Source organism: Streptomyces sp. NPDC111628, from assembly GCF_055635195.1.
Map to the genome: position 1 here is coordinate 599,768 of NZ_JBVKBZ010000005.1, position 20,695 is coordinate 620,462.

Below are 20,695 nucleotides of genomic sequence, written 5' to 3' on the forward strand. Positions count from 1 at the left end.
TCCCGGTCCCGACGGGGGCCGTACCGACCGTATGCGCCAGGAGGAGCCATGCCGCAGCCGCCCGTGACCGACCAGCAGACCGGCGAGCGAGACGCCCCGCGGGACCGCAGGCCCGGACGTGCCGCCGGCCGGCCCGTCCACCGGCTGGTGCCCTCGCCCGCCGGCCGGATCCATCTGGTGGAGCAGGGCAGCGGGCCGCTGGTCCTGCTCGTGCACGGCTTCCCCGAGTCCTGGTACTCCTGGCGCCACCAGCTGCCCGCGCTGGCCGCCGCCGGGTTCCGCGCCGTCGCCGTCGACGTACGCGGCTACGGGCGCTCCTCGCGGCCGGACGCCGTGGAGGCGTACCGGATGCTGGACCTGGTGGCGGACAACGTCGCCGTGGTGGAGGCGCTGGGGGAACGCTCCGCCGTGGTCGTCGGCCACGACTGGGGCGCGAACATCGCCGCCCACTCCGCGCTGCTGCGGCCGGACGTGTTCCGCGCGGTGGGCCTGCTGAGCGTGCCGTACACCCCGCCGGGCGGGCCGAGGCCCAGCGAGGTCTTCGCCGGTATGAGCGACCCGGCCGGGCCCTTCGCGGGGCAGGAGTTCTACGTCTCCTACTTCCAGGAGCCCGGCCGCGCCGAGGCCGAGATCGAGCCCGACGTACGCGGCTGGCTAGCCGGCTTCTACGCCGCCCTGTCCGCCGACACCATGCCAGGACCGGAGGCACCGGACCCGCACTTCGTCGCCCCCGGCGGCCGGATGCGCGACCGGTTCCCGGCCGCCGGACGGCTGCCCTCCTGGCTGACCGAGGAGGACCTGGACGTCTACGCCGGGGAGTTCGAGCGGACCGGCCTGACCGGCGCCCTCAACCGCTACCGCAACATGGACCGCGACTGGGCCGACCTGGCCGCGCACGAGGGCGCCCCGATCACCCAGCCGTCCCTGTTCCTCGGCGGCGCGCTGGACGCCTCCACGACCTGGCTGTCCGACGCGATCGAGGCGTATCCGGTCACCCTGCCCGGGCTGAGCGCCTCGCACCTCCTCGACGGCTGCGGCCACTGGCTCCAGCAGGAGCGCCCCGAGGAGACGAACCGGCTGCTCACCGAGTGGCTGACCGGCCTGCCCGCCTGACGCCCACCGCGCCCCGGGGGCCACTCGAACATCCGCCCGTCACCGGATAGCCTCCGGCCATGGCGAATGGTCAGGCGAATAGTCAGTGGTATCCACCGGAGTGGCCGGACCGCATCCGCGCGCTGGCGGCCGGCACCCTCACCCCGGTCACCCCGAAGCGCGCGGCCACCGTCATGCTCCTCAAGGACACCGTTACCGGCACCGAGGCCACCGGGTCCGGGTCCGGTCCCGCGGTCCACATGCTGCGCCGCCGTACCTCCATGGCCTTCGCCGGCGGCGCGTACGCCTACCCGGGCGGCGGCGTCGACCCGCGCGACGACGACCGCGCCGTCGGCTGGGCGGGCCCCACGCGCGCGTGGTGGGCGGATCGGCTGGGCGTCGACGAGGCGGGCGCCCAGGCGATCGTCTGCGCGGCCGTACGGGAGACGTACGAGGAGGCCGGCGTCCTGCTCGCGGGTCCGACCGGTGACTCGGTGGCCGGCGACACGACGGGCGCGGACTGGGAGGCCGACCGGGCCGCCCTGGTCGACCGTGAGCTGTCCTTCGCGGAGTTCCTGGACCGCCGGGGCCTGGTCCTGCGCTCCGACCTGCTGGGGGCCTGGGCGCGCTGGATCACCCCGGAGTTCGAGTCCCGGCGCTACGACACCTGGTTCTTCGTGGCCGCGCTCCCCGAGGGGCAGCGCACCCGCAACGCCTCCACCGAGGCCGACCGCACGGTGTGGATCACCCCGGCGGACGCGACCGCCGGGTACGACAAGGGCGAGCTGCTGATGATGCCGCCCACCGTCGCGACCCTGCGCGGACTGGCGGAGTGCGCCACGGCGGCGGAGGCGCTGGCGTCGGCGCCCGGCCGCGACATGACACCGGTACTGGCCCGCGCCCGGCTGTCCGGGGACGAGGTCGTCCTCTCCTGGCCGGGACACGACGAGTTCACCAAGCGCGTCGCGAGCGCGGCGCCGGCGACACCTTCCGACCCGACCGGGGGAGCCCCCGCATGACGGACGCAGCAGCACTGCCCGGACAGCCGCGCGGCGGCGTGCTGTCCGGACCGGCCACCGCGCGCGCGGTGAACGTCCTCGCGCCCAACGCCTCCGCGATGACCCTGGACGGCACGAACACCTGGATCCTCGCCGAGCCCGACTCCGACCTGGCCGTCGTCGTCGACCCGGGCCCACTGGACGACGCCCACCTGCGGCACGTCGTCGACACGGCCGAGCGGGCCGGCAAGCGGGTCGCGCTGACGCTGCTGACGCACGGTCACCCGGACCACGCGGAGGGCGCCGCGCGCTTCGCCGAGCTGACCCGCACGAACGTACGGGCCCTGGACCCGGCGCTGCGGCTGGGCGACGAGGGACTGGCGGCCGGTGACGTGATCGGGGTCGGCGGCCTGGAGCTGGGGGTCGTGGCGACACCGGGGCACACGGCGGACTCCCTGTGCTTCCATCTCCCGGCCGACCGGGCGGTCCTGACGGGCGACACCGTCCTGGGCCGCGGCACGACGATGGTGGCCCACCCGGACGGCCGTCTCGGCGACTACCTGGACTCGCTGCGCAGGCTCAGGTCGCTCACGGCCGACGACGGGGTGCACACGGTGCTTCCGGGGCACGGGCCCGTCCTCGAGGACGCCCAGGGTGCCGTGGAGTACTACCTCGCCCATCGCGCCCACCGCCTCGCCCAGGTCGAGACGGCGGTGGAGGACGGCCACCGCACGCCGGGTGAGGTCGTCGCCCACGTGTACGCGGACGTCGACCGCTCCCTGTGGCCGGCGGCGGAGCTGTCGGTGCGGGCGCAGCTGGAGTACCTGGGCGAGCACGGTCTCATCCAGCGGCTCGAATAGCTCCCCCGGGTCCCCGGCGCTCCCCGGCGTCAGCGGGAGCGCTTGGCCAGCCGCTCCACGTCCAGGAGGATCACCGCGCGGGCCTCCAGGCGGAGCCAGCCGCGCTGGGCGAAGTCCGCCAGCGCCTTGTTGACCGTCTCGCGGGACGCGCCGACCAGCTGGGCCAGCTCCTCCTGCGTCAGGTCGTGCACCACGTGGATGCCCTCCTCCGACTGCACGCCGAAGCGGCGGGAGAGGTCGAGCAGGGCGCGGGCGACACGGCCGGGAACGTCCGAGAAGACCAGGTCCGACATGGCGTCGTTGGTCTTGCGCAGGCGGCGTGCGACGGCGCGCAGCAGCGCGGTGGCCACCTCGGGCCGGACGTTCAGCCAGGGCTGGAGGTCGCCGTGGCCGAGGGCGAGCAGCTTGACCTCGGTCAGCGCGGTGCCGGTCGCCGTGCGCGGGCCCGGGTCGAAGAGCGACAGCTCGCCGATCAGTTCGCTGGGGCCGACGACGGCCAGCATGTTCTCGCGCCCGTCGGGGGACGTGCGGTGGAGCTTGACCTTGCCTTCCGTGACCACGTAGAGGCGGTCTCCGGGGTCCCCCTCGTGGAACAGGGTGTCGCCGCGGGCGAGGGTCACCTCACTCATGGAGGCGCGGAGCTCCGCGGATTGCTCGTCGTCGAGCGCCGCGAAGAGCGGGTTGCGCCGCAGAACGTCGTCCACGAGTTCTCTCCTTGTCGACCGGCTCAGAGGATCTTGTTCCCCCGGTGTACCAGGGGTCCGTGGTGCCCATTTTGCCGGACAGTCCAAACAGTGTGATCTGTCACAAGGATGCCGCACTGATGTCCCGGGGTACGCGGCAGGGGTCCAATTGGGCGCCGATCTTCGAGGTCCGGGGCGGATGTCGGTGCCGGGTCGTAGGCTGGCCGGGTGTCCAAATCGCCGGTGAGAGCACAGGCCGAGGGGGCTGCGCGGGTGAGTGCACATCGCGATTCCGCTGTGGGCGAACAGGGTCCCGATGGCGGTAGGAAAACGGCGAAAGCGACAAAGAAGGCAGTGCCTGCCAAGAGGGTGACTGCGGAGAAGGGTGCCGTGGAGAAGAGCGCCGCGAGTAAGAAGACCGACGCGGGTAAGAAGACCGACGCGAACGCGAGGAAGGCCGCGGCCAAGAAGAGCGCGGCCAAGAAGACCGCGGCCAAGAAGAGCGCGGCCAAGAAGACCGCGGCCAAGAAGAGCGCCGCCAAGACGGGCGCCAGGTCGGCCGCCGCGAAGCAGGTCCCGCCCCTCAAGAGGCAGGCGCCCGCCAAGAAGCCCCCCATCGCCCCGAAGAAGGCCACCGCCGCCGTCAAGGGCGTCGCCCCGGCAAAGACCGTCGCCCCGAAGCCGCCGCGCGGCGAGTCGCGCACCGCGCTGGTGCGCCGCGCCCGCCGTATCAACCGCGAGCTCGCCGAGGTCTACCCGTACGCCCACCCGGAGCTGGACTTCGAGAACCCGTTCCAGCTGGTCGTGGCCACGGTGCTGTCCGCGCAGACCACCGACCTCAGGGTCAACCAGACGACGCCCGCCCTCTTCGCCAAGTACCCGACCCCCGAGGACCTGGCCGTAGCCGTCCCCGAGGAGGTCGAGGAGATCCTGCGTCCGACCGGCTTCTTCCGGGCCAAGACCAAGTCGGTCATAGGGCTGTCCAAGGCGCTCACCGAGGACTTCGGCGGCGAGGTCCCCGGGCGCCTCGAAGACCTCGTCAAGCTGCCCGGCGTCGGCCGCAAGACCGCCTTCGTCGTACTCGGCAACGCCTTCGGCCGCCCCGGCATCACCGTGGACACGCACTTCCAGCGCCTGGTGCGCCGCTGGCGGTGGACCGAGGAGACCGACCCGGACAAGATCGAGGCCGCCGTCGGCGCGCTCTTCCCGAAGAGCGACTGGACCGACCTCTCCCACCACGTCATCTGGCACGGCCGCCGCATCTGCCACGCCCGCAAGCCGGCCTGCGGCGCCTGCCCCATCGCCCCCCTGTGCCCGGCGTACGGCGAGGGCGAGACGGACCCGGAGAAGGCGAAGAAGCTCCTGAAGTACGAGAAGGGCGGCTTGCCGGGGCAGCGGCTGAAGCCTCCGCAGGCCTACCTGGACGCGGGCGGGAAGCCGGCGCCGCCGCTGGGGGCGACCGGGTGACGGAACGATCTCGGGGGCTCGGGGCGTTGGAGTCTGCAGGACGGGGGTGGAGATGACACGGGCGAGCGACACGCAGGGCCCCGCGAGGGACCACACGCGGGGCGCGATGCTCAGCAAGGAGGGTCTGCCGGGCTGGCTGGACCCGGTGGTGCGGGCCGTCGAGACGGTCCGGCCGACCCAGCTGAGCCGCTTCCTGCCGCCGGCGGACGGTGCCGGCCGCCAGTCCGCCGTCCTGATCCTCTTCGGCGACGGCACGCGCGCGGGCGAGGACGCCGAGGAGGCCGGCCGGGGCCCGGAGCTGCTGCTCATGGAGCGGGCCGGGTCCCTGCGCTCCCACCCCGGCCAGCCCGCCTTCCCGGGCGGCGCCCTCGACCCCGAGGACGGCGATCCGCGCGGTGACGGCCCGCTGCGGGCCGCCCTGCGCGAGGCCGAGGAGGAGACCGGACTCGACCCGGCCGGCGTCCAGCTCTTCGGGGTCCTGCCCAAGCTCTACATCCCGGTGAGCGGTTTCGTCGTCTCCCCGGTGCTCGCGTGGTGGCGCGAGCCCACCCCGGTGGGCGTCGTCGACCCGGCCGAGACCGCACGCGTCTTCACCGTCCCCGTGGCCGATCTCACGGACCCCGCCAACAGGGTGACGACCATCCACCCCAGCGGTCACCGAGGCCCGGCATTCCTGGTCGAATCGGCGCTCGTGTGGGGCTTCACCGCCGGCATCATCGACCGGTTGCTGCACTTCGCGGGCTGGGAGCGGCCCTGGGACCGGGAGAAGCAGGTCCCGCTGGACTGGCGCGCATGACAGGGTGGCCTGCGTACCGCAGACGACAAGGCGAGGCCTGAATCAGTGAACGTGCTGGACATCCTGTTGCTGCTGGCCGCCGTCTGGTTCGCGATCGTCGGCTTCCGGCAGGGCTTCGTCGTCGGCATCCTGTCGGTGATCGGCTTCCTCGGCGGCGGTCTCGTCGCCGTCTACCTGCTGCCGGTGATCTGGGACGCGCTGACGGACAACGCGGAGGTGAGCCAGACCGCCGCCGTCGTCGCGGTCGTCATCGTCATCGTGTGCGCCTCCGTCGGCCAGGCCCTGACGACCCATCTGGGCAACAAGCTGCGCCGCTACATCACGTGGTCCCCGGCCCGCGCGCTGGACGCCACCGGCGGCGCCCTGGTCAACGTCGTGGCCATGCTCCTGGTCGCCTGGCTGCTCGGCTCCGCCCTCGCGCGGACCACGATGCCGACGGTCGGCAAGGAGGTGCGGCAGTCCACGGTGCTCGCGGGGGTGCAGGAGGTGCTGCCCGCGCAGGCCGACACCTGGTTCGACAGCTTCACCTCGGTCCTCGCGGAGAACGGCTTCCCGCAGGTCTTCAGCCCGTTCTCCAACGAGCCGGTCCTCGACACGCCGCCGCCCGACCCGGCGCTGGCGAACAGCCCGGTCGCCGTCGCCGCCAAGCGCTCCATCGTCAAGGTCATGGGCACCGCCCCGGACTGCGGCAAGGTCCTCGAGGGCACCGGCTTCGTCTTCTCCGACCGTCGGGTCATGACCAACGCGCATGTCGTGGGCGGCGTCGACGAGCCCACGGTGCAGATAGGCGGCGAGGGCCGGAAGTACGACGCGACGGTCGTCCTCTACGACTGGCGTCGCGACATCGCCGTACTCGACGTGCCGGAACTGGACGCGCCCGCGCTGCGGTTCACCGACGAGGACGAGGACGCGCGGGGCGACGACGACGCGATCGTCGCGGGCTTTCCGGAGAACGGGGCGTACGACGTCCGTGCCGCGCGGGTGCGCGGGCGCATCACGGCCAACGGACCGGACATCTACCACCGCGACACCGTCCGCCGGGACGTCTACTCGCTGTACGCGACCGTCCGTCAGGGCAACTCGGGTGGCCCGCTGCTGACGCCGGAGGGCGAGGTGTACGGCGTGGTCTTCGCCAAGTCCCTGGACGACCCCGACACCGGTTACGCGCTCACCGCGGACGAGATCCGCGAGGACATCAGCAAGGGCCGCACCGCCGGCCAGCAGGTGGACAGCGACAGCTGCGCGCTCTGAACGTACGGACGCCTCAGGTCCGTGGATGGCGCAGGCGTACGGAGACCCAGCGGGCCCGGCGGCGCAGGATGCGCGGAATACCCACCCGAAGGTCCGCACCCGCGAGTTGCGGGGTGCCGCCGCGTCGGTGGGTGCTGCTCACGCCGCTCGTGGAGCGGCCGTCGCGTGCTACGTCACTGTAGTCGTGCGTCCAGCCCATACCCGGACGTGTGCCCCCGCCCCAAGGTCGATAACCGTTCCCGCGGCCCCCAATTGGCCTATGCGCCGGGCAAGTGGCCGTTCATAGGACAAGCGTTCCGGTTCGGATACCGGGTGCGTCCGTTCGGTGACCGATCGCTCACTGAACGACCGCTGAACCGTCATCGATCGGGTTCGGGATCCTTCAGCCAGTTGATCAGTTCGGTCGAGAACGCGACCGGATCCTCTTCGTGCGGGAAGTGCCCGAGCCCGTCGAACAGCCGCCAGCGGTACGGCGCTTCCACGTACTGCCCGGACCCCGCCGCGCTCCGCGTCCGCATCACCGGGTCCAGGGAGCCGTGCAGGTGCAGGGTCGGCACGCGCACCGGCCGCTTCATCCGGCGGTAGAACTGGATGCCGTCCGGCCGGGCCAGGGAGCGCACCAGCCAGCGGTACGGCTCGACCGAGCAGTGCGCCGTGGAGGGGATGCACATGGCGCGCCGGTACGCCGTCACCGCCTCGTCGTCCAGGAGCCGCGGCCCGGACCAGTCGTGGAGCAGCCGGCCGACCAGCGCGCCGTCGTCCGCGGTCAGTTGACGCTCCGGCACCCAGGGCCGCTGGAAACCCCAGATGTAGGAGCCGGCCCGGCTCTGGCGGACGTCCCCGAGCATGGCCGAGCGCCAGCGCCTGGGGTGCGGCATCGAGGACACCGCGAGCCGTCGTACGAGCTTGGGCCGCATCGCGGCGGCCGTCCAGGCCAGGTAGCCGCCGAGGTCGTGACCGACCAGCGCGGCGTCCGGCTCGCCGAGGGAGCGGATCACGCCGGTGATGTCGAGGGCGAGGCCCGCGGGGTCGTAACCGCGCGGGGTGCGGTCACTGCCGCCGACGCCGCGCAGGTCCATGGCGACCGCGCGGAAACCGGCGTCGGCGAGCGTCACCAGCTGGTGCCGCCAGGTCCACCAGAACTGCGGGAAGCCGTGCAGCAGCAGCACCAGCGGCCCGTCGCCCAGCTCGGCGATGTGGAAGCGGGCGCCGTTGGCCGCGACGTCCCGGTGGGTCACCTCGGGTCCGCCCGGGATACCGAGGCGCACGACCGAGGTGGGGTTGGGGTGCTGCGGCGAGGGTGATGGCCCCGAAGGGGTGCTGGAACCCGTCATGAGGACGAGCGTGCCACAGCCTCGATCGCTTCGGGGGACCGGTCCGCGGGCAGTTCCGGGCGGGGGTGCGGCTTGGCGTTCTGGAGCACGCCCGCCGACTGCTTCACCGAGGCGGCGACCTTCTGCGGGCCGCGGCCCTTCTTGGCCTTCTTCGCGAAGACGATGCCGATCAGCGCGAGGAGGCCCGCGACCAGCACGTTCGCGGCGAAGGACAGCAGGAAGCAGACGGCCATGTTCCAGCCGCTCCAGGTCCGGATGCCGTAGGCCAGCGCGAAGCTCAGCATCGGCAGGGAGAAGAGCAGGAGCAGGCCCGCGGCGGAGAACGCGCCGCCGCTCGTCGCCCCACGCTTGACGTCCTGCTTCAGCTGCGCCTTCGCCAGCGCGATCTCGTCGTGCACGAGCGCCGACATTTCGGTGGTCGCCGAGGCGAACAGCTGGCCGATGCTGCGTTCGGTGCCGACCGGGCTGCCGTCGGGTGCGCTCATCGCGGTCTCCCTCTTCTGCTGGCTCTTCTGCGTACGGTTCCGTGGCGTCGCGTCGTTCTCGGTCCGGCCGTGTCCGGCCCGACCCGTGTCCGCTCGACTGCGTACGGCCCCGTCTTTTGTACCGTCTCGTCAGATCATGCCGGACGGTCGCCCTCATCGCCTGCCCCGCCCGCCACTTCGGCAAGCCGCGCCGACTCCATCTCCTCGGCGATCCGGCGGTGCTCGGCGGCCTTCCTCTCGTAGACGGCGGCCACCCGCAGGTGGTACGCGGGGTCGTGCTCCTCGTAGATGTCGGGGACACCGCTGAGGTCGTCGTCGCGCTCCTCCTCCGCGACCATCCCCCGGTACTTCGCGTTCCGTATCTTCAGCAGCACCGTCGCCAGGCCCGCCGCGATCAGCGAGCCGGTCAGGACGGCGGCCTTGACCTGGTCGGTCATCGCCGCGTCGTCCTCGAAGGCCAGCTCGCCGATGAGCAGCGAGACGGTGAAGCCGATGCCGGCCAGGGTGGCCACCGCGAACACGTCGGCCCACTGGAGGTCGTCGCTCAGCGAGGCCCTGGTGAAGCGCGAGGTCAGCCAGGTGCCGCCGAAGATGCCCAGCGTCTTGCCGACGACGAGCCCGAGCACCACACCGAGGGTCTCCGGCTTGGTGAAGACATCGGCCAGCGCCCCGCCGGAGATGGCCACCCCCGCGCTGAACAGGGCGAACAGCGGCACGGCCAGGCCCGCCGACAGCGGACGCACCAGGTGTTCGATGTGCTGGCCGGGCGAGTGCTCCTCGCCCTCGCGCGTGTGGCAGCGCAGCATCAGGCCCATCGCGACACCGGCGATGGTGGCGTGGACGCCGCTGTTGTACATCAGGCCCCAGATCACCAGGCCGAGCGGAACGTACACGTACCAGCCGCGCACGCCCTTGCGGAGCAGCAGCCAGAAGACGACGAGGCCGACGACCGCGCCGCCGAGTGCGGCGAAGTTGAGACCGTCGGTGAAGAAGACCGCGATGATCAGGATGGCGAACAGGTCGTCGACGACGGCGAGGGTCAGGAGGAAGGCGCGCAGGGCGCTCGGCAGCGACGTGCCGATGACGGCGAGCACGGCGAGCGCGAAGGCGATGTCGGTGGCGGTCGGCACGGCCCAGCCGGACAGGGAGCCGCCGCCCGCGGTGTTGGTGACGGTGTACACGACCGCCGGTACGACCATGCCGCACAGCGCCGCCACCACCGGGAGCGCGGCGGCCTTGGGATCCTTCAGGTCACCGGCGACGAGTTCGCGTTTGAGTTCGATGCCGGCGACGAAGAAGAAGACCGCGAGGAGCCCGTCGGCGGCCCAGTGTGCGACCGACAGGTTCAGACCGAGCGCCGCGGGGCCGAAGTGGAAGTGGCTGACGCTCTCGTAGCTGTCGTGCAGTGCCGGTACGTTCGCCCACACCAGGGCGGCGATCGCGGCGACGAGCAGCAGGACGCCGCCGACGGTCTCGGTGCGCAACGCGTCCGCGAGGTAGGTGCGCTCCGGCAGGGACAGCCGTCCGAAGGCTTTGCGGGGGGTGCGGGGCGCGGTCACGAGGAGAACCTCCGGTCGGTGGGCAGCACGGAACACATGCCGACCAGACTTCCCGGCGCACCATGAGGATCTTGATGATTCTCTTACGTTCCGTCCAGCTTACCCGGGCCCCCGGTGCCGCACAGGGCGAGGGCACCCGGCGCTCGTCCGGCGCCGGGTGCCCTCGGTGTGCGTGTGGCCCGCTCAGTCCTCGCTGGGCGCGGCCGGGAGCTTCGTCTGGATGAGATCCATGACCGTCGAGTCCGCCAGCGTCGTGACGTCACCGACCTGGCGGTTCTCCGCCACGTCTCGCAGCAGGCGCCGCATGATCTTGCCGGAGCGGGTCTTCGGCAGCTCCGAGACCGGCAGGATCCGCTTGGGCTTGGCGATCGGGCCGAGCGTGGCACCGACGTGGCTGCGCAGCTCGGCGACCAGGTCCTCGCTCTCCGTGGTGGTGCCGCGCAGGATCACGAAGGCCACGATGGCCTGCCCGGTCGTCTCGTCCGTCGCGCCGACCACGGCCGCCTCGGCGACCGAGGGGTGGGAGACGAGGGCCGACTCGACCTCGGTGGTGGAGATGTTGTGGCCGGAGACGAGCATCACGTCGTCGACGCGGCCGAGCAGCCAGATGTCGCCGTCGTCGTCCTTCTTGGCGCCGTCGCCCGCGAAGTACTTGCCCTCGAAGCGCGACCAGTACGTGTCGATGAACCGCTGGTCGTCGCCCCAGATGGTGCGCAGCATCGACGGCCACGGCTCGGTGAGCACCAGGTAGCCGCCCCCGCCGTTGGGCACCTCGTTGGCCTCGTCGTCGACGACGGTGGCGGAGATGCCGGGCAGCGGGCGCTGGGCGGAGCCCGGCTTGGCCTCCGTGACGCCCGGCAGCGGCGTGATCATCATCGCGCCGGTCTCGGTCTGCCACCAGGTGTCGACGACCGGGGTGGTGTCCGCGCCGATGTTCTTGCGGTACCAGATCCACGCCTCGGGGTTGATCGGCTCGCCGACCGAGCCGAGGACGCGCAGGGAGGACAGGTCGAACTTCGCGGGGATGTCGTCGCCCCACTTCATGAACGTGCGGATCGCGGTGGGCGCCGTGTACAGGATCGTCACGCCGTACTTCTGCACGATCTCCCAGAACCGGCCCTGGTGCGGGGTGTCCGGGGTGCCCTCGTACATGACCTGCGTCGCGCCGTTGGCGAGCGGGCCGTAGACGATGTACGAGTGTCCGGTGACCCAGCCGACGTCGGCGGTGCACCAGAAGACGTCGGTCTCCGGCTTGAGGTCGAAGACGGCCCAGTGGGTGTACGCCGTCTGCGTGAGGTAGCCGCCGGAGGTGTGCAGGATGCCCTTGGGCTTACCCGTCGTGCCGGACGTGTACAGGATGAACAGCGGGTGCTCGGCGTCGAACGCCTCGGGCGTGTGCTCGGCGGACTGCCCGTCGACGGTCTCGTGCCACCACTTGTCGCGGGAGTCGTCCCAGGCGACGTCCTGACCGGTGCGGCGGACGACGAGCACGTGCTCGACGATCCCGGCGCGCTCGACGGCCTCGTCGACGGCCGGCTTGAGCGCGGACGGCTTGCCGCGCCGGTAGCCGCCGTCGGCGGTGATGACGACGCGGGCGTCGGCGTCCTGGATACGGGTGGCCAGCGCGTCCGAGGAGAAGCCGCCGAAGACGACCGAGTGCGCGGCGCCGATACGGGCACAGGCCAGCATCGCGATCGCCGTCTCGGGGATCATCGGCATGTAGATCGCGACCCGGTCGCCCTTCGCCACGCCCAGCTCCAGCAGGGCGTTGGCGGCCTTGGAGACCTCGTCCTTGAGCTGGGCGTAGGTGATGGCGCGGCTGTCGCCCGACTCGCCCTCGAAGTGGATGGCGACGCGGTCGCCGTTGCCGGCCTCCACGTGGCGGTCGACGCAGTTGTAGGCGACGTTCAGCGTGCCGTCCTTGAACCACTTGGCGAACGGCGGGTTCGACCAGTCGAGCGTCTCGGTCGGCTCCTTCGCCCAGGTCAGGCGGCGGGCCTGCTCGGCCCAGAAGCCGAGCCTGTCAGCCTTGGCCTGTTCGTACGCCTCCGCCGTGACGTTGGCGCTTGCGGCCAGGTCAGCGGGCGGCGCGAAGCGTCGCTCCTCCCTCAAGAGGTTGGCCAGGCTCTCGTTGCTCACGACATCTCCCTTTCTCAGGGTTGTCCGTTGTGTCCCAGGCCACAGCTCATCAGACCCGGGGGGCCGATGACAAGGGTCGACGGGCAAATGGTTTAGACCTGTTCGGGTCGCTGCCTGCCTGCTGTGTCTCCTCCGTGGCTTTGTGGTCCGGTGGCTTTGGGGTCCGTGGTCACCCGTACCCACGGACGCCGACGGCGCGGGGTTCAGGGTGTGTAACGCCGCTCACACCCGCCCGCGCCGCGGCTTCCCGGGACCGCTCGGAAGTCGGCCCGGGCGGTCAGGCGGTCAGGTTCGTCTCCCGCACCAGCTCGAACACGCCGCCTTCCGCGTCCTCGGCCAGCAGGTACGACTGGGCCTCGCCCACGTGGAAGTACATGCCGTGCAGCTCCAGGTCGCCGGCGCTCAGCGCGCGGGCCACCGAGTCGTGGGCGCGCAGGTGCTCGAGCTGCTGGACCACGTTGGCCAGGCACAGCCGCTCGGCCGTGTCGGCGGCCCCGCGCCCGGCCAGCCGGGGGCGGGCGCGACCGGACGCGTGCCCCTGCTCCTGCTCCTGCTCGTCCGTGTCCACGCCCGGCAGGGCGCGCTCCAGGCTGGGCAGCCCGTGCCGCAGCCACCGCTGGAGGGGCGTGCGCGCACCCCCGTGTTCGGCGCCGAGCAGCGCTTGCATCGCCCCGCACCCGGAGTGCCCGCACACCGTGATGGACCGCACCTTCAGTACGTCCACGGCGTACTCGATCGCCGCGGCCACCGAGTCGTCGCCACTCTCCTCGCCGGGCAGCGGCACGAAGTTGCCGACGTTGCGCACCACGAAGAGGTCGCCGGGGCCGCTGGAGGTGATCATCGACGTGACCACCCGCGAGTCGGCGCAGGTCAGGAAGAGCTGGGAGGGCTGCTGTCCCTCGCGGGCCAGCCGGGCCAGCTCACGGCGCATCAGCGGGCCGGTGTTGCGGTGGAACGCGCTGATGCCACGGGCGAGTTCGTGTCCGGTGGGCCCGTCGGCGGCACCGGACGCACCTGTTGGACCTGTCGCACCTGTTGTGCCTCTTGCGCCTCTTGCGCAGGGGGCGTTCGGGCCGGTCGCGGTGCCGAGGGTCCCGCCGGGGGATGCGTCGGTGGCCGCCTGCCCGTCCGTGCCGGTGGGTGCGGCCTTCGACGGGCGTTCGCACTGGTGGTTGCGCCAGGGCGTCCAGGGACGGCAGCGGCAGCCGTCCTCCTCGGCCGGTTCGGAGATCCGGGTGCCGGGCCGGCGGCCGGTGATGTCGACGGAGCCGCCCTGCGCGGTGTGCGTCTTCTGCCAGTCCTGCAGCGTCTCGAAGGCCGCGTGGTCCATGAACGACCCGTCCAGCTCGACGACGGCGTCCGCTCCCTGGGGCACCTGGTGCAGGACCCGGCTGAGCCGCGGCACGGCGAGGAAGGTCAACTGGCCGCGTACGTGTACGTGATGGACTCCCTCCGTGTCGTCGTGGGTGATCCGGGTGCGGGTGAGACGGTGCAGGGCGACGGCGACGGCGACGGCGATGCCCAGGGCGACGCCCTCCAGGACGCCGAGGAACACCACGCCGCAGGTGGTGACCGCGTAGACCAGCACCTCACGGTGGCGGGTCACCGTACGGATGTGGTTGAGCGAGACCATCTTGAGGCCGACGGCCATGACCAGGGCGGCGAGCGAGGCGAGCGGGATGAGCTCCAGGGCCGGGACCATCAGCAGTGCGGCGATCACTACGAGAACGCCGTGCAGCATCGTGGAGTTCCGGCTGACGGCACCCGCCGCCACGTTCGCGGAACTGCGCACGGCCACACCGGCGATGGGCAGTCCGCCTAGCGATCCGGAAACGATGTTGGCGGCGCCCTGACCGAGCAGTTCCCGGTCGAGGTTGGAGCGCTTGACGCGGCCGGTCAGAGCGGGCCGGGCGGCGACCAGTTTGTCGACGGCGACCGCGCCGAGCAGGGACTGCACGCTGCACACCAGCGTGGTGGTGAGGACGGCGGCGACGAGACCGAGTACCGGACCGTCGGGCAGCGAGGCCAGGGCGTGGCTGCTCCAGGACGGCAGGTCGACCTTGGGCAGGCGAAGTTCGGTGAGGGCGGCGACCGCGGTGGCACCCGCGACGGCGATCAGGGCGGCGGGCAGCTTGCCCAGGACCTGGCCCAGCCGGCCGGGGACGCGGGGCCAGAGCAGCAGCAGAGTCAGGGTCAGCACGCTCACGGCCAGGTCGGCGGGGTGGAGGTTCGCCAACTGGGCGGGCAGCGCGACCAGGTTGTCGGGCACGGAGCTCTGGGGGGTGCCGCCGAGGACGATGTGCAGCTGGGCGACGGCGATGGTGACGCCGATGCCGGCGAGCATGCCGTGCACGATGGCGGGGCTCACGGCGAGTGCCGAGCGCGCCACGCGCAGGCAGCCCAGGCCGAGTTGGGCGATGCCGGCGAGAACGGTGATGGCGCAGGTCGTACGCCATCCGTAGTGCTGGATGAGGTCGGCGGTGACCACGGTGAGCCCGGCGGCGGGGCCGCTGACCTGGAGGGGACAGCCGCCGATCCGGCCGGCGACGATCCCGCCCACCGCGGCGGCGACGAGGCCGGCCTGGAGGGGGGCGCCGGTGGCGAGGGCGATGCCCAGGGAGAGGGGGAGGGCGATCAGGAAGACCGCGATCGCGGCCGAGACGTCGGCACCCGCGACGCGGAAGCGCCGGGGGCCGTCTGGCGGCGGGCTGTGGGGTTGGTGGACGTGCTTGGTCCGGGCCGAATCGGCGCGGGCGGGGACGCAGGCTGACATGTTCCCGTCTCCTGAGAATCCGTTCGATTACAGCGAGTAAATAGAGAGTAATTCAGAGTAAAGAAGAGGCATAGGTTTTTAGCGCGAATGGAGTAACGCCCCGCGCATTCGAGTGGATCAGTTATTTCATCGGCTTGTCGTACTAATTCCTTCTCATTTCCGTGTCACCTTGACGGCGCTGACGGCACGGCCCGGCTCAGCACCCGACATCGCCTAGTCGGCGTTGGCCCGAGAGAAGGAAGAAGGTGGGCGGACATGGCCGCCACCCGCAGGATGGCCTCCCGCAAAACGGCCGCGCGCGCCGTGGTCGCCGCGGTCTGCGCCGCGTCGCTGGCCGGTTGCGCGATCGACAACGGCACCGGTTCCGGCGAAGGGACGCAAGGTCCGGAGAAGGAGAAGGGGAAAGCGGCACCCGCGCCCAAGAACGCGGTCCGGCTGATCGGTGACGGTTCCACCGCGTACACCGGGGCCCAGCCACACCTGCCCCGGCCCGAACGCCTCAAGCCCGGCCAGAAGCCCCCGCAGTTCGTGGTGTTCTCGTGGGACGGCGCGGGTGAGGACAGCCAGAAGCTGTTCTCCCACTTCCGTGAAGTGGCCAAGGAGAACAACGCCACCATGACGTATTTCCTGAGCGGCGTGTACATGCTGCCGACCGAGAAGCGGGACCTGTACAACCCGCCCCAGCACTCCCCGGGCCGCTCCGACATCGGCTTCAACGACGAGCAGGGCATCGCCGACACCGTCAAGCAACTGCGACTGGCGTGGCAGGAGGGCAACGAGATCGGCACCCACTTCAACGGGCACTTCTGCGGCGCCGGCGGCGGGGTCGGCGAGTGGTCCGTCGAGGAGTGGAAGGAAGAGATCAGCCAGGCCAAGCAGTTCGTGAAGACCTGGAAGACCAACACCGGGATGAAGAACGCGGCGCCCCTGCCCTTCGACTACGACAAGGAGCTGATCGGCGCCCGCACCCCGTGTCTGGAGGGTCAGAAGAACTTCATGAAGGCGGCGAGCCAGATGGGCTTCCGCTACGACAGCAGTGGCGTGAACAACCAGGTCTGGCCGTCGAAGAAGGAAAGCCTGTGGGACCTGTCGATGCAGCTCGTGCCGTTCCCCGGCCACTCCTACGAGCAGCTCACCATGGACTACAACTACATGGTCAACCAGTCGGGGACCGCCACCCAGGGCGACCCCGCCAAGCGCGAGTTCTGGGGCGACCAGATGCGTGACAGCCTGCTCAAGGGCTTCGAGCGGGCCTACGACGGGAACCGCGCGCCGCTGATCATCGGCAACCACTTCGAGTCCTGGAACGGCGGCACCTACATGCGCGCCGTGGAGGAGGTCGTCGAGACGGTGTGCACCAAGGAGGAGGTGCGCTGTGTCTCCTTCCGGCAGCTCGCCGACTGGCTGGACGCCCAGGACCCCAAGGTCCTGAAGAAGCTGCGCACCCTCGGCGTCGGTGAGGCTCCGAAGAAGGGCTGGGCGTCCTTCCTGTCGGCCGCGCCCGCACCGGCGCCCAAGGGAGTGCCCGGGGCGCCGGCCGCCAAGCAGTAGGGCCGGGCCGCCGGCCGCTCCGGGGTGCGAGGACGCGGTGACCGGCGGGTCACGCGGGGGCGGCGACCTCCTCGCCGAGGACGAAGCCGGGGTCGACCTGCGCCGCCAGGTCGTCCCCGGTGCGCTCGTTGCCCCAACTGTGGGCGTTCTTCAGATGGAAGTGGACCATCTGCTGGGTGTATCGCGCCCAGTCCCGCAGCTCGTACGTCGCGTCGACGGCCGTGTGCAGCGCGCGCAGCGCCCGGCCGTTGGTCTCCTCCAGGAGCTCGAACCGGGGCGGGCGGCCCTTCTCCATGGCGCGCACCCAGTCCGAGTGCCCGACGGTGACCAGCAGGTCGTCCCCGACCTGGTCGCGCAGGAAGTCGAGGTCGTCCTGCCCCTGCACCTTGTTGCCGACGACCTTCAGGGTGACGCCGAAGTCGCGGGCGTACTCCTTGTACTGGCGGTAGACGGAGACACCCTTGCGGGTCGGCTCGGCGACGAGGAACGTGATGTCGAAGCGGGTGAACATGCCGGAGGCGAACGAGTCCGAGCCGGCGGTCATGTCCACCACGATGTACTCGTCACGCGCGTCGACCAGGTGGTTCAGGCACAGCTCCACCGCTCCGGTCTTGGAGTGGTAGCAGGCGACCCCCAGGTCGGAGTCCGTGAAAGGCCCCGTGACCATCAAACGGACGGTCCCGCCGTCGAGTTCCACCGGCCGGGCGCAGGCGTCGTAGACCGGGTTGTCCTCCCGCACGCGCAGCAGGCGCGAGCCCCCGCCGGGCGGCGTCGTCTTGATCATCTTCTCGGTGGAGGCGATGCGCGGGTTGGTGCCGCGCAGATGGTCCTTGATCAGCGAAAGGTGCTCGCCCATCGCGGGCAGCCCGGCCGCCTCCGCGTCGTCGAGACCCAGCGCTGCCCCCAGGTGCTGGTTGATGTCGGCGTCGATCGCGACGACGGGTGCGCCGGTGGCGGCGAGGTGGCGGACGAACAGGGAGGACAGGGTGGTCTTGCCGCTGCCGCCCTTCCCGACGAAAGCAATTTTCATGTTCACCAAGCGTAGTGGCTCGATAGCTGTAGGTGGCATACGAGGTGGGTCGGGGGTGAAGAAGACCACTCATTCGTGGGGCACGGTGCCGGGTTGCGTAGGGTCTTACTCATGAGTACGACAGGCGCGAACGCCGATCCGCTCGCGGCCCTGGGCGCCCTGCCCGGCGTGGCCGAGTCCGTGGAGTCCGTACGCAAGGCCGTGGACCGTGTCTACGGCCACCGGATCATGCGGCGCCGCAGCAACGAGATCACCTCCGAGGCGGCACTGCGCGGCGCCCGGGGTTCGGCGGCGCTGTCCGGGGCGGACTGGGCCCTGGAGGAGGTGCGCCGGCGCAGCGACTTCAGTGGCGATGCCGAAGCGCGCGCGGTGGGCGCCGCGTTGCGGCTGACCGCCGAGGCGGGGCAGCTGCTGTCCATCTGGCGACAGTCGCCGCTGCGCGTGCTCGCCCGGCTGCACCTGGTGGCGGCCGCGGACAAGGCCGACGAGGTGGGACGGCCCCGCCAGGACGGCGAGCCGGTGGACGAACCGCTCGTCGAGCTGCCGCTGCCCGACGCCGAGGAGGCGCACGGCCGGCTGGACGGCCTGGCCGCGCTGGTCGCGGCCGGCGGTTCCGCACCGGCGCTGGTGACGGCTGCGGTGGTGCACGGGGAACTGCTGGCGCTGCGTCCCTTCACCTCCGACAACGGTCTGGTCGCGCGTGCGGCGGAGCGCATCGTCCTGGTCGGCAGCGGGCTGGACCCCAAGTCGGTGTGCCCGGCCGAGGTCGGTCACGCCGAGCTGGGGCGGGCGGCCTACCTGGCGGCGCTGGACGGCTACGTGTCCGGGACCGCGGAGGGCATGGCCGCCTGGATCGCCCACTGCGGCAAGGCCGTCGCGCTGGGTGCCCGCGAGTCGACGGCGGTGTGCGAGGCGCTCCAGCGCGGGGCGGCGTAGTACAGAAATGCGGCGGTACGAGTGTCCGTACCGCCGCTGGCATGACCACCCGGTTACCAAGCGTCCTCGATATGTGCCCATCAGGCCGGGAACTTCGCCCGTGACCTGGTGCGGCTGGCCCGTAATCGACGGGTCGACGTCGCGTGGGTGCCCGGTGTCCATGCTCGGTCCGTGGGGCCAAATGCGTGTTTAAGGTGATCCTTTCGGATGTCCTTGGTCTCGCGGGCCGTTGAGTCCTTTGTACTACCGGTCCCGAGCAAGCGGAAGTACTCGCCGCACTTCTTTACTTTTGCGGTCATACGCGGGTGAAAGGACCGGTCAGGCCGCCGTGGACCGTCGTCGGCTCGCGTACCAGACGAGACCCGCGGTCGCTGCCGCGGCGCCGATCGCGGCGGCGGCGACGAGCGCGGGCCGCGGGGGCACGGAGAACCCCCCGAGCCGCTGCTTGAGCCGCACCGGGCGATGGAAATCCAGAATCGGCCACTCGCGCGCGAGGGCTTCCCGGCGCAGCGCCCGGTCCGGGTTGACCGCGTGGGGGCGGCCGACGGCCTCCAGCATCGGCAGGTCGGTCGCCGAGTCGCTGTAGGCGTAGCAGCGGGACAGGTCGTACCCCTCGGACCCGGCCAGCTCCCGGATCGCCTCCGCCTTGGTCGGGCCGTACGCGTAGTACTCCACCTCTCCGGTGAAGCAGCCGTCATCACCCACGATCATGCGGGTCGCCACCACCCGGTCCGCGCCGAGCAGCTCGCCGATCGGCTCGACCACCTCGGCGCCCGACGTCGAAACGATCACGACGTCGCGGCCGGCGGTGTGGTGCTCCTCGATCAGGGAGGCCGCCTCGTCGTAGATGATCGGGTCGATCAGGTCGTGCAGGGTCTCGGCGACGAGTTCCTTGACCAGCTGGACGTTCCACCCGCGGCACAGCGCGGAGAGGTACTCGCGCATCCGCTCCATCTGGTCGTGGTCGGCTCCGCCGGCGAGGAACACGAACTGGGCATATGCGGTACGCAACACGGCCCTGCGGTTGATCAGCCCGCCTTGGTAGAACGACTTGCTGAACGTGAGCGTGCTCGACTTCGCAATGACCGTCTTGTCCAGGTCGAAGAAGGCCGCAGTGCGGGGCATGGAGTGAGACGCGGAGTGGGGCGAGGAGTGGTTTTCCACAACCCTGAGCATAGGCGCAGCCCATTCGGCGTAAGCTGGGGCGCGTGGGTTTGCCTGAGAAGGCTCTCGGGTACACCATGGAAGTCACGGATCGTTCGCGACCGTGCTAACCCGGTCCGACTCCTCCCCCCCCCGAGTCGGCCGTGGAGACGACCCCCGCTCTCCCCCCCGGCGGGGGTCGTCGCATGTCCGGGTGGGTTTTCCGTTCTTCTTACGATCTGGGCCCCGTGCCGTTGCGGCGCGGGGCCCAGGCGTTGTCGCGACCACGATCCGCTACGCAACGTAATGGCTGGACTGCTCTGCGGCAGTCGCACGCGGGGCGGAGCGGGGCTGGAGGAGGCTCACCGGTTCGAGTGAGTCGATATTCACAACCATCGAGTTGTCCACAGTTTTTGACCAAGATCCACACGATTTCCCGGATCGCTGCACCGTGATTCCCATGCGTCCGGGCCGTGCCGAGTTCCATGGCCGGATCTGTTTGCCGGACGCGTGATGTGGGCCGCTCGTGCGGGGACCGCTTTCCGGTTCTTCACGCGGCCGCAAATCGCGGGGCCGCGGGGGCTGCGCGAGAGACCAC

Annotated in this window: 17 protein-coding genes; 8 read left to right on the plus strand and 9 right to left on the minus strand. The window is 71.2% G+C overall.

Annotated features, from left to right (window positions below; translation table 11 throughout):
• Positions 1 to 48: 48 nt before the first annotated feature.
• From ACZ7MF_RS28640 to ACZ7MF_RS28650, 3 genes are read left to right on the plus strand one after another with little or no spacing between them, the layout of a single operon-like run.
• The gene (locus tag ACZ7MF_RS28640) at positions 49 to 1,113 is read left to right on the plus strand and encodes an alpha/beta fold hydrolase (protein ID WP_471480936.1); all 1,065 of its coding nucleotides are present in this window, start codon (positions 49 to 51) and stop codon (positions 1,111 to 1,113) included.
• A 59-nt stretch (positions 1,114 to 1,172) separates the two neighbouring features.
• Entirely contained in the window at positions 1,173 to 2,111 is a 939-nt protein-coding gene (locus tag ACZ7MF_RS28645; protein ID WP_471480938.1) for an NUDIX hydrolase, read from the plus strand.
• A complete protein-coding gene (locus ACZ7MF_RS28650) occupies positions 2,108 to 2,950 on the plus strand; it encodes an MBL fold metallo-hydrolase (RefSeq protein ID WP_471480940.1) in 843 nt (280 codons plus the stop codon). Before ACZ7MF_RS28645 ends, ACZ7MF_RS28650 begins: the two co-directional genes overlap by 4 nt.
• Positions 2,951 to 2,979: 29 nt before the next feature.
• Here the strand turns inward: ACZ7MF_RS28650 and ACZ7MF_RS28655 are convergent, their stop codons facing one another.
• Positions 2,980 to 3,654 (minus strand): Crp/Fnr family transcriptional regulator, encoded by a 675-nt coding sequence (locus ACZ7MF_RS28655; protein ID WP_003975365.1) that lies wholly within the window; start codon positions 3,652 to 3,654, stop codon positions 2,980 to 2,982.
• Between the two features lie 369 nt (positions 3,655 to 4,023).
• On the opposite strand from ACZ7MF_RS28655, the gene nth reads away from it, so the two are divergent.
• From nth to ACZ7MF_RS28670, 3 genes are read left to right on the plus strand one after another with little or no spacing between them, the layout of a single operon-like run.
• The gene (nth, locus tag ACZ7MF_RS28660; RefSeq protein ID WP_471480942.1) at positions 4,024 to 5,100 is read left to right on the plus strand and encodes an endonuclease III; all 1,077 of its coding nucleotides are present in this window, start codon (positions 4,024 to 4,026) and stop codon (positions 5,098 to 5,100) included.
• Positions 5,101 to 5,152: 52 nt separating this feature from the next.
• Complete coding sequence (locus ACZ7MF_RS28665; RefSeq protein WP_356859720.1) at positions 5,153 to 5,896, plus strand: NUDIX hydrolase; 744 nt, start codon at positions 5,153 to 5,155, stop codon at positions 5,894 to 5,896.
• Between the two features lie 45 nt (positions 5,897 to 5,941).
• Positions 5,942 to 7,147 carry a MarP family serine protease gene (locus tag ACZ7MF_RS28670; protein WP_471480944.1) on the plus strand — a complete coding sequence of 402 codons (1,206 nt, stop codon included), beginning with the start codon at positions 5,942 to 5,944 and terminating at the stop codon, positions 7,145 to 7,147.
• A 13-nt stretch (positions 7,148 to 7,160) separates the two neighbouring features.
• On the opposite strand, the gene ACZ7MF_RS28675 is transcribed toward ACZ7MF_RS28670, so the two are convergent.
• The 6 genes from ACZ7MF_RS28675 to ACZ7MF_RS28700 form a co-directional block, all read right to left on the minus strand.
• Positions 7,161 to 7,346: a hypothetical protein gene (locus tag ACZ7MF_RS28675; RefSeq protein ID WP_078582024.1), complete on the minus strand. Its 186-nt coding sequence runs from the start codon at positions 7,344 to 7,346 to the stop codon at positions 7,161 to 7,163.
• A 160-nt stretch (positions 7,347 to 7,506) separates the two neighbouring features.
• The gene (locus ACZ7MF_RS28680; protein WP_471480947.1) at positions 7,507 to 8,481 is read right to left on the minus strand and encodes an alpha/beta fold hydrolase; all 975 of its coding nucleotides are present in this window, start codon (positions 8,479 to 8,481) and stop codon (positions 7,507 to 7,509) included.
• Positions 8,478 to 8,966 (minus strand): phage holin family protein, encoded by a 489-nt coding sequence (locus ACZ7MF_RS28685; RefSeq protein ID WP_003975371.1) that lies wholly within the window; start codon positions 8,964 to 8,966, stop codon positions 8,478 to 8,480. Before ACZ7MF_RS28685 ends, ACZ7MF_RS28680 begins: the two co-directional genes overlap by 4 nt.
• Before the next feature lie 134 nt (positions 8,967 to 9,100).
• Positions 9,101 to 10,525: a Na+/H+ antiporter NhaA gene (nhaA, locus tag ACZ7MF_RS28690; protein WP_471480949.1), complete on the minus strand. Its 1,425-nt coding sequence runs from the start codon at positions 10,523 to 10,525 to the stop codon at positions 9,101 to 9,103.
• A 183-nt stretch (positions 10,526 to 10,708) separates the two neighbouring features.
• Positions 10,709 to 12,664, minus strand: coding sequence for an acetate--CoA ligase (gene acs, locus ACZ7MF_RS28695; RefSeq protein WP_471480951.1), 1,956 nt, complete (start codon positions 12,662 to 12,664; stop codon positions 10,709 to 10,711).
• Between the two features lie 277 nt (positions 12,665 to 12,941).
• Positions 12,942 to 15,437: a SulP family inorganic anion transporter gene (locus ACZ7MF_RS28700; RefSeq protein WP_471480953.1), complete on the minus strand. Its 2,496-nt coding sequence runs from the start codon at positions 15,435 to 15,437 to the stop codon at positions 12,942 to 12,944.
• A 255-nt stretch (positions 15,438 to 15,692) separates the two neighbouring features.
• Here ACZ7MF_RS28700 and ACZ7MF_RS28705 point away from each other — a divergent pair, with 255 nt between their 5' ends.
• Positions 15,693 to 16,988 (plus strand): polysaccharide deacetylase family protein, encoded by a 1,296-nt coding sequence (locus ACZ7MF_RS28705; RefSeq protein WP_471480955.1) that lies wholly within the window; start codon positions 15,693 to 15,695, stop codon positions 16,986 to 16,988.
• A 49-nt stretch (positions 16,989 to 17,037) separates the two neighbouring features.
• On the opposite strand, the gene ACZ7MF_RS28710 is transcribed toward ACZ7MF_RS28705, so the two are convergent.
• Positions 17,038 to 18,018, minus strand: a complete 981-nt coding sequence (locus ACZ7MF_RS28710) for an ATP-binding protein (protein WP_471480957.1) — start codon at positions 18,016 to 18,018, stop codon at positions 17,038 to 17,040.
• Positions 18,019 to 18,129: 111 nt separating this feature from the next.
• Between ACZ7MF_RS28710 and ACZ7MF_RS28715 the strand changes: the two genes are divergently transcribed.
• The gene (locus tag ACZ7MF_RS28715; RefSeq protein ID WP_471480959.1) at positions 18,130 to 18,954 is read left to right on the plus strand and encodes a Fic family protein; all 825 of its coding nucleotides are present in this window, start codon (positions 18,130 to 18,132) and stop codon (positions 18,952 to 18,954) included.
• 318 nt (positions 18,955 to 19,272) lie between these two features.
• Here ACZ7MF_RS28715 and ACZ7MF_RS28720 read toward each other — a convergent pair whose 3' ends face one another.
• Positions 19,273 to 20,130 (minus strand): HAD family hydrolase, encoded by an 858-nt coding sequence (locus ACZ7MF_RS28720; RefSeq protein WP_471480961.1) that lies wholly within the window; start codon positions 20,128 to 20,130, stop codon positions 19,273 to 19,275.
• Between the last annotated feature and the right edge of the window lie 565 nt (positions 20,131 to 20,695).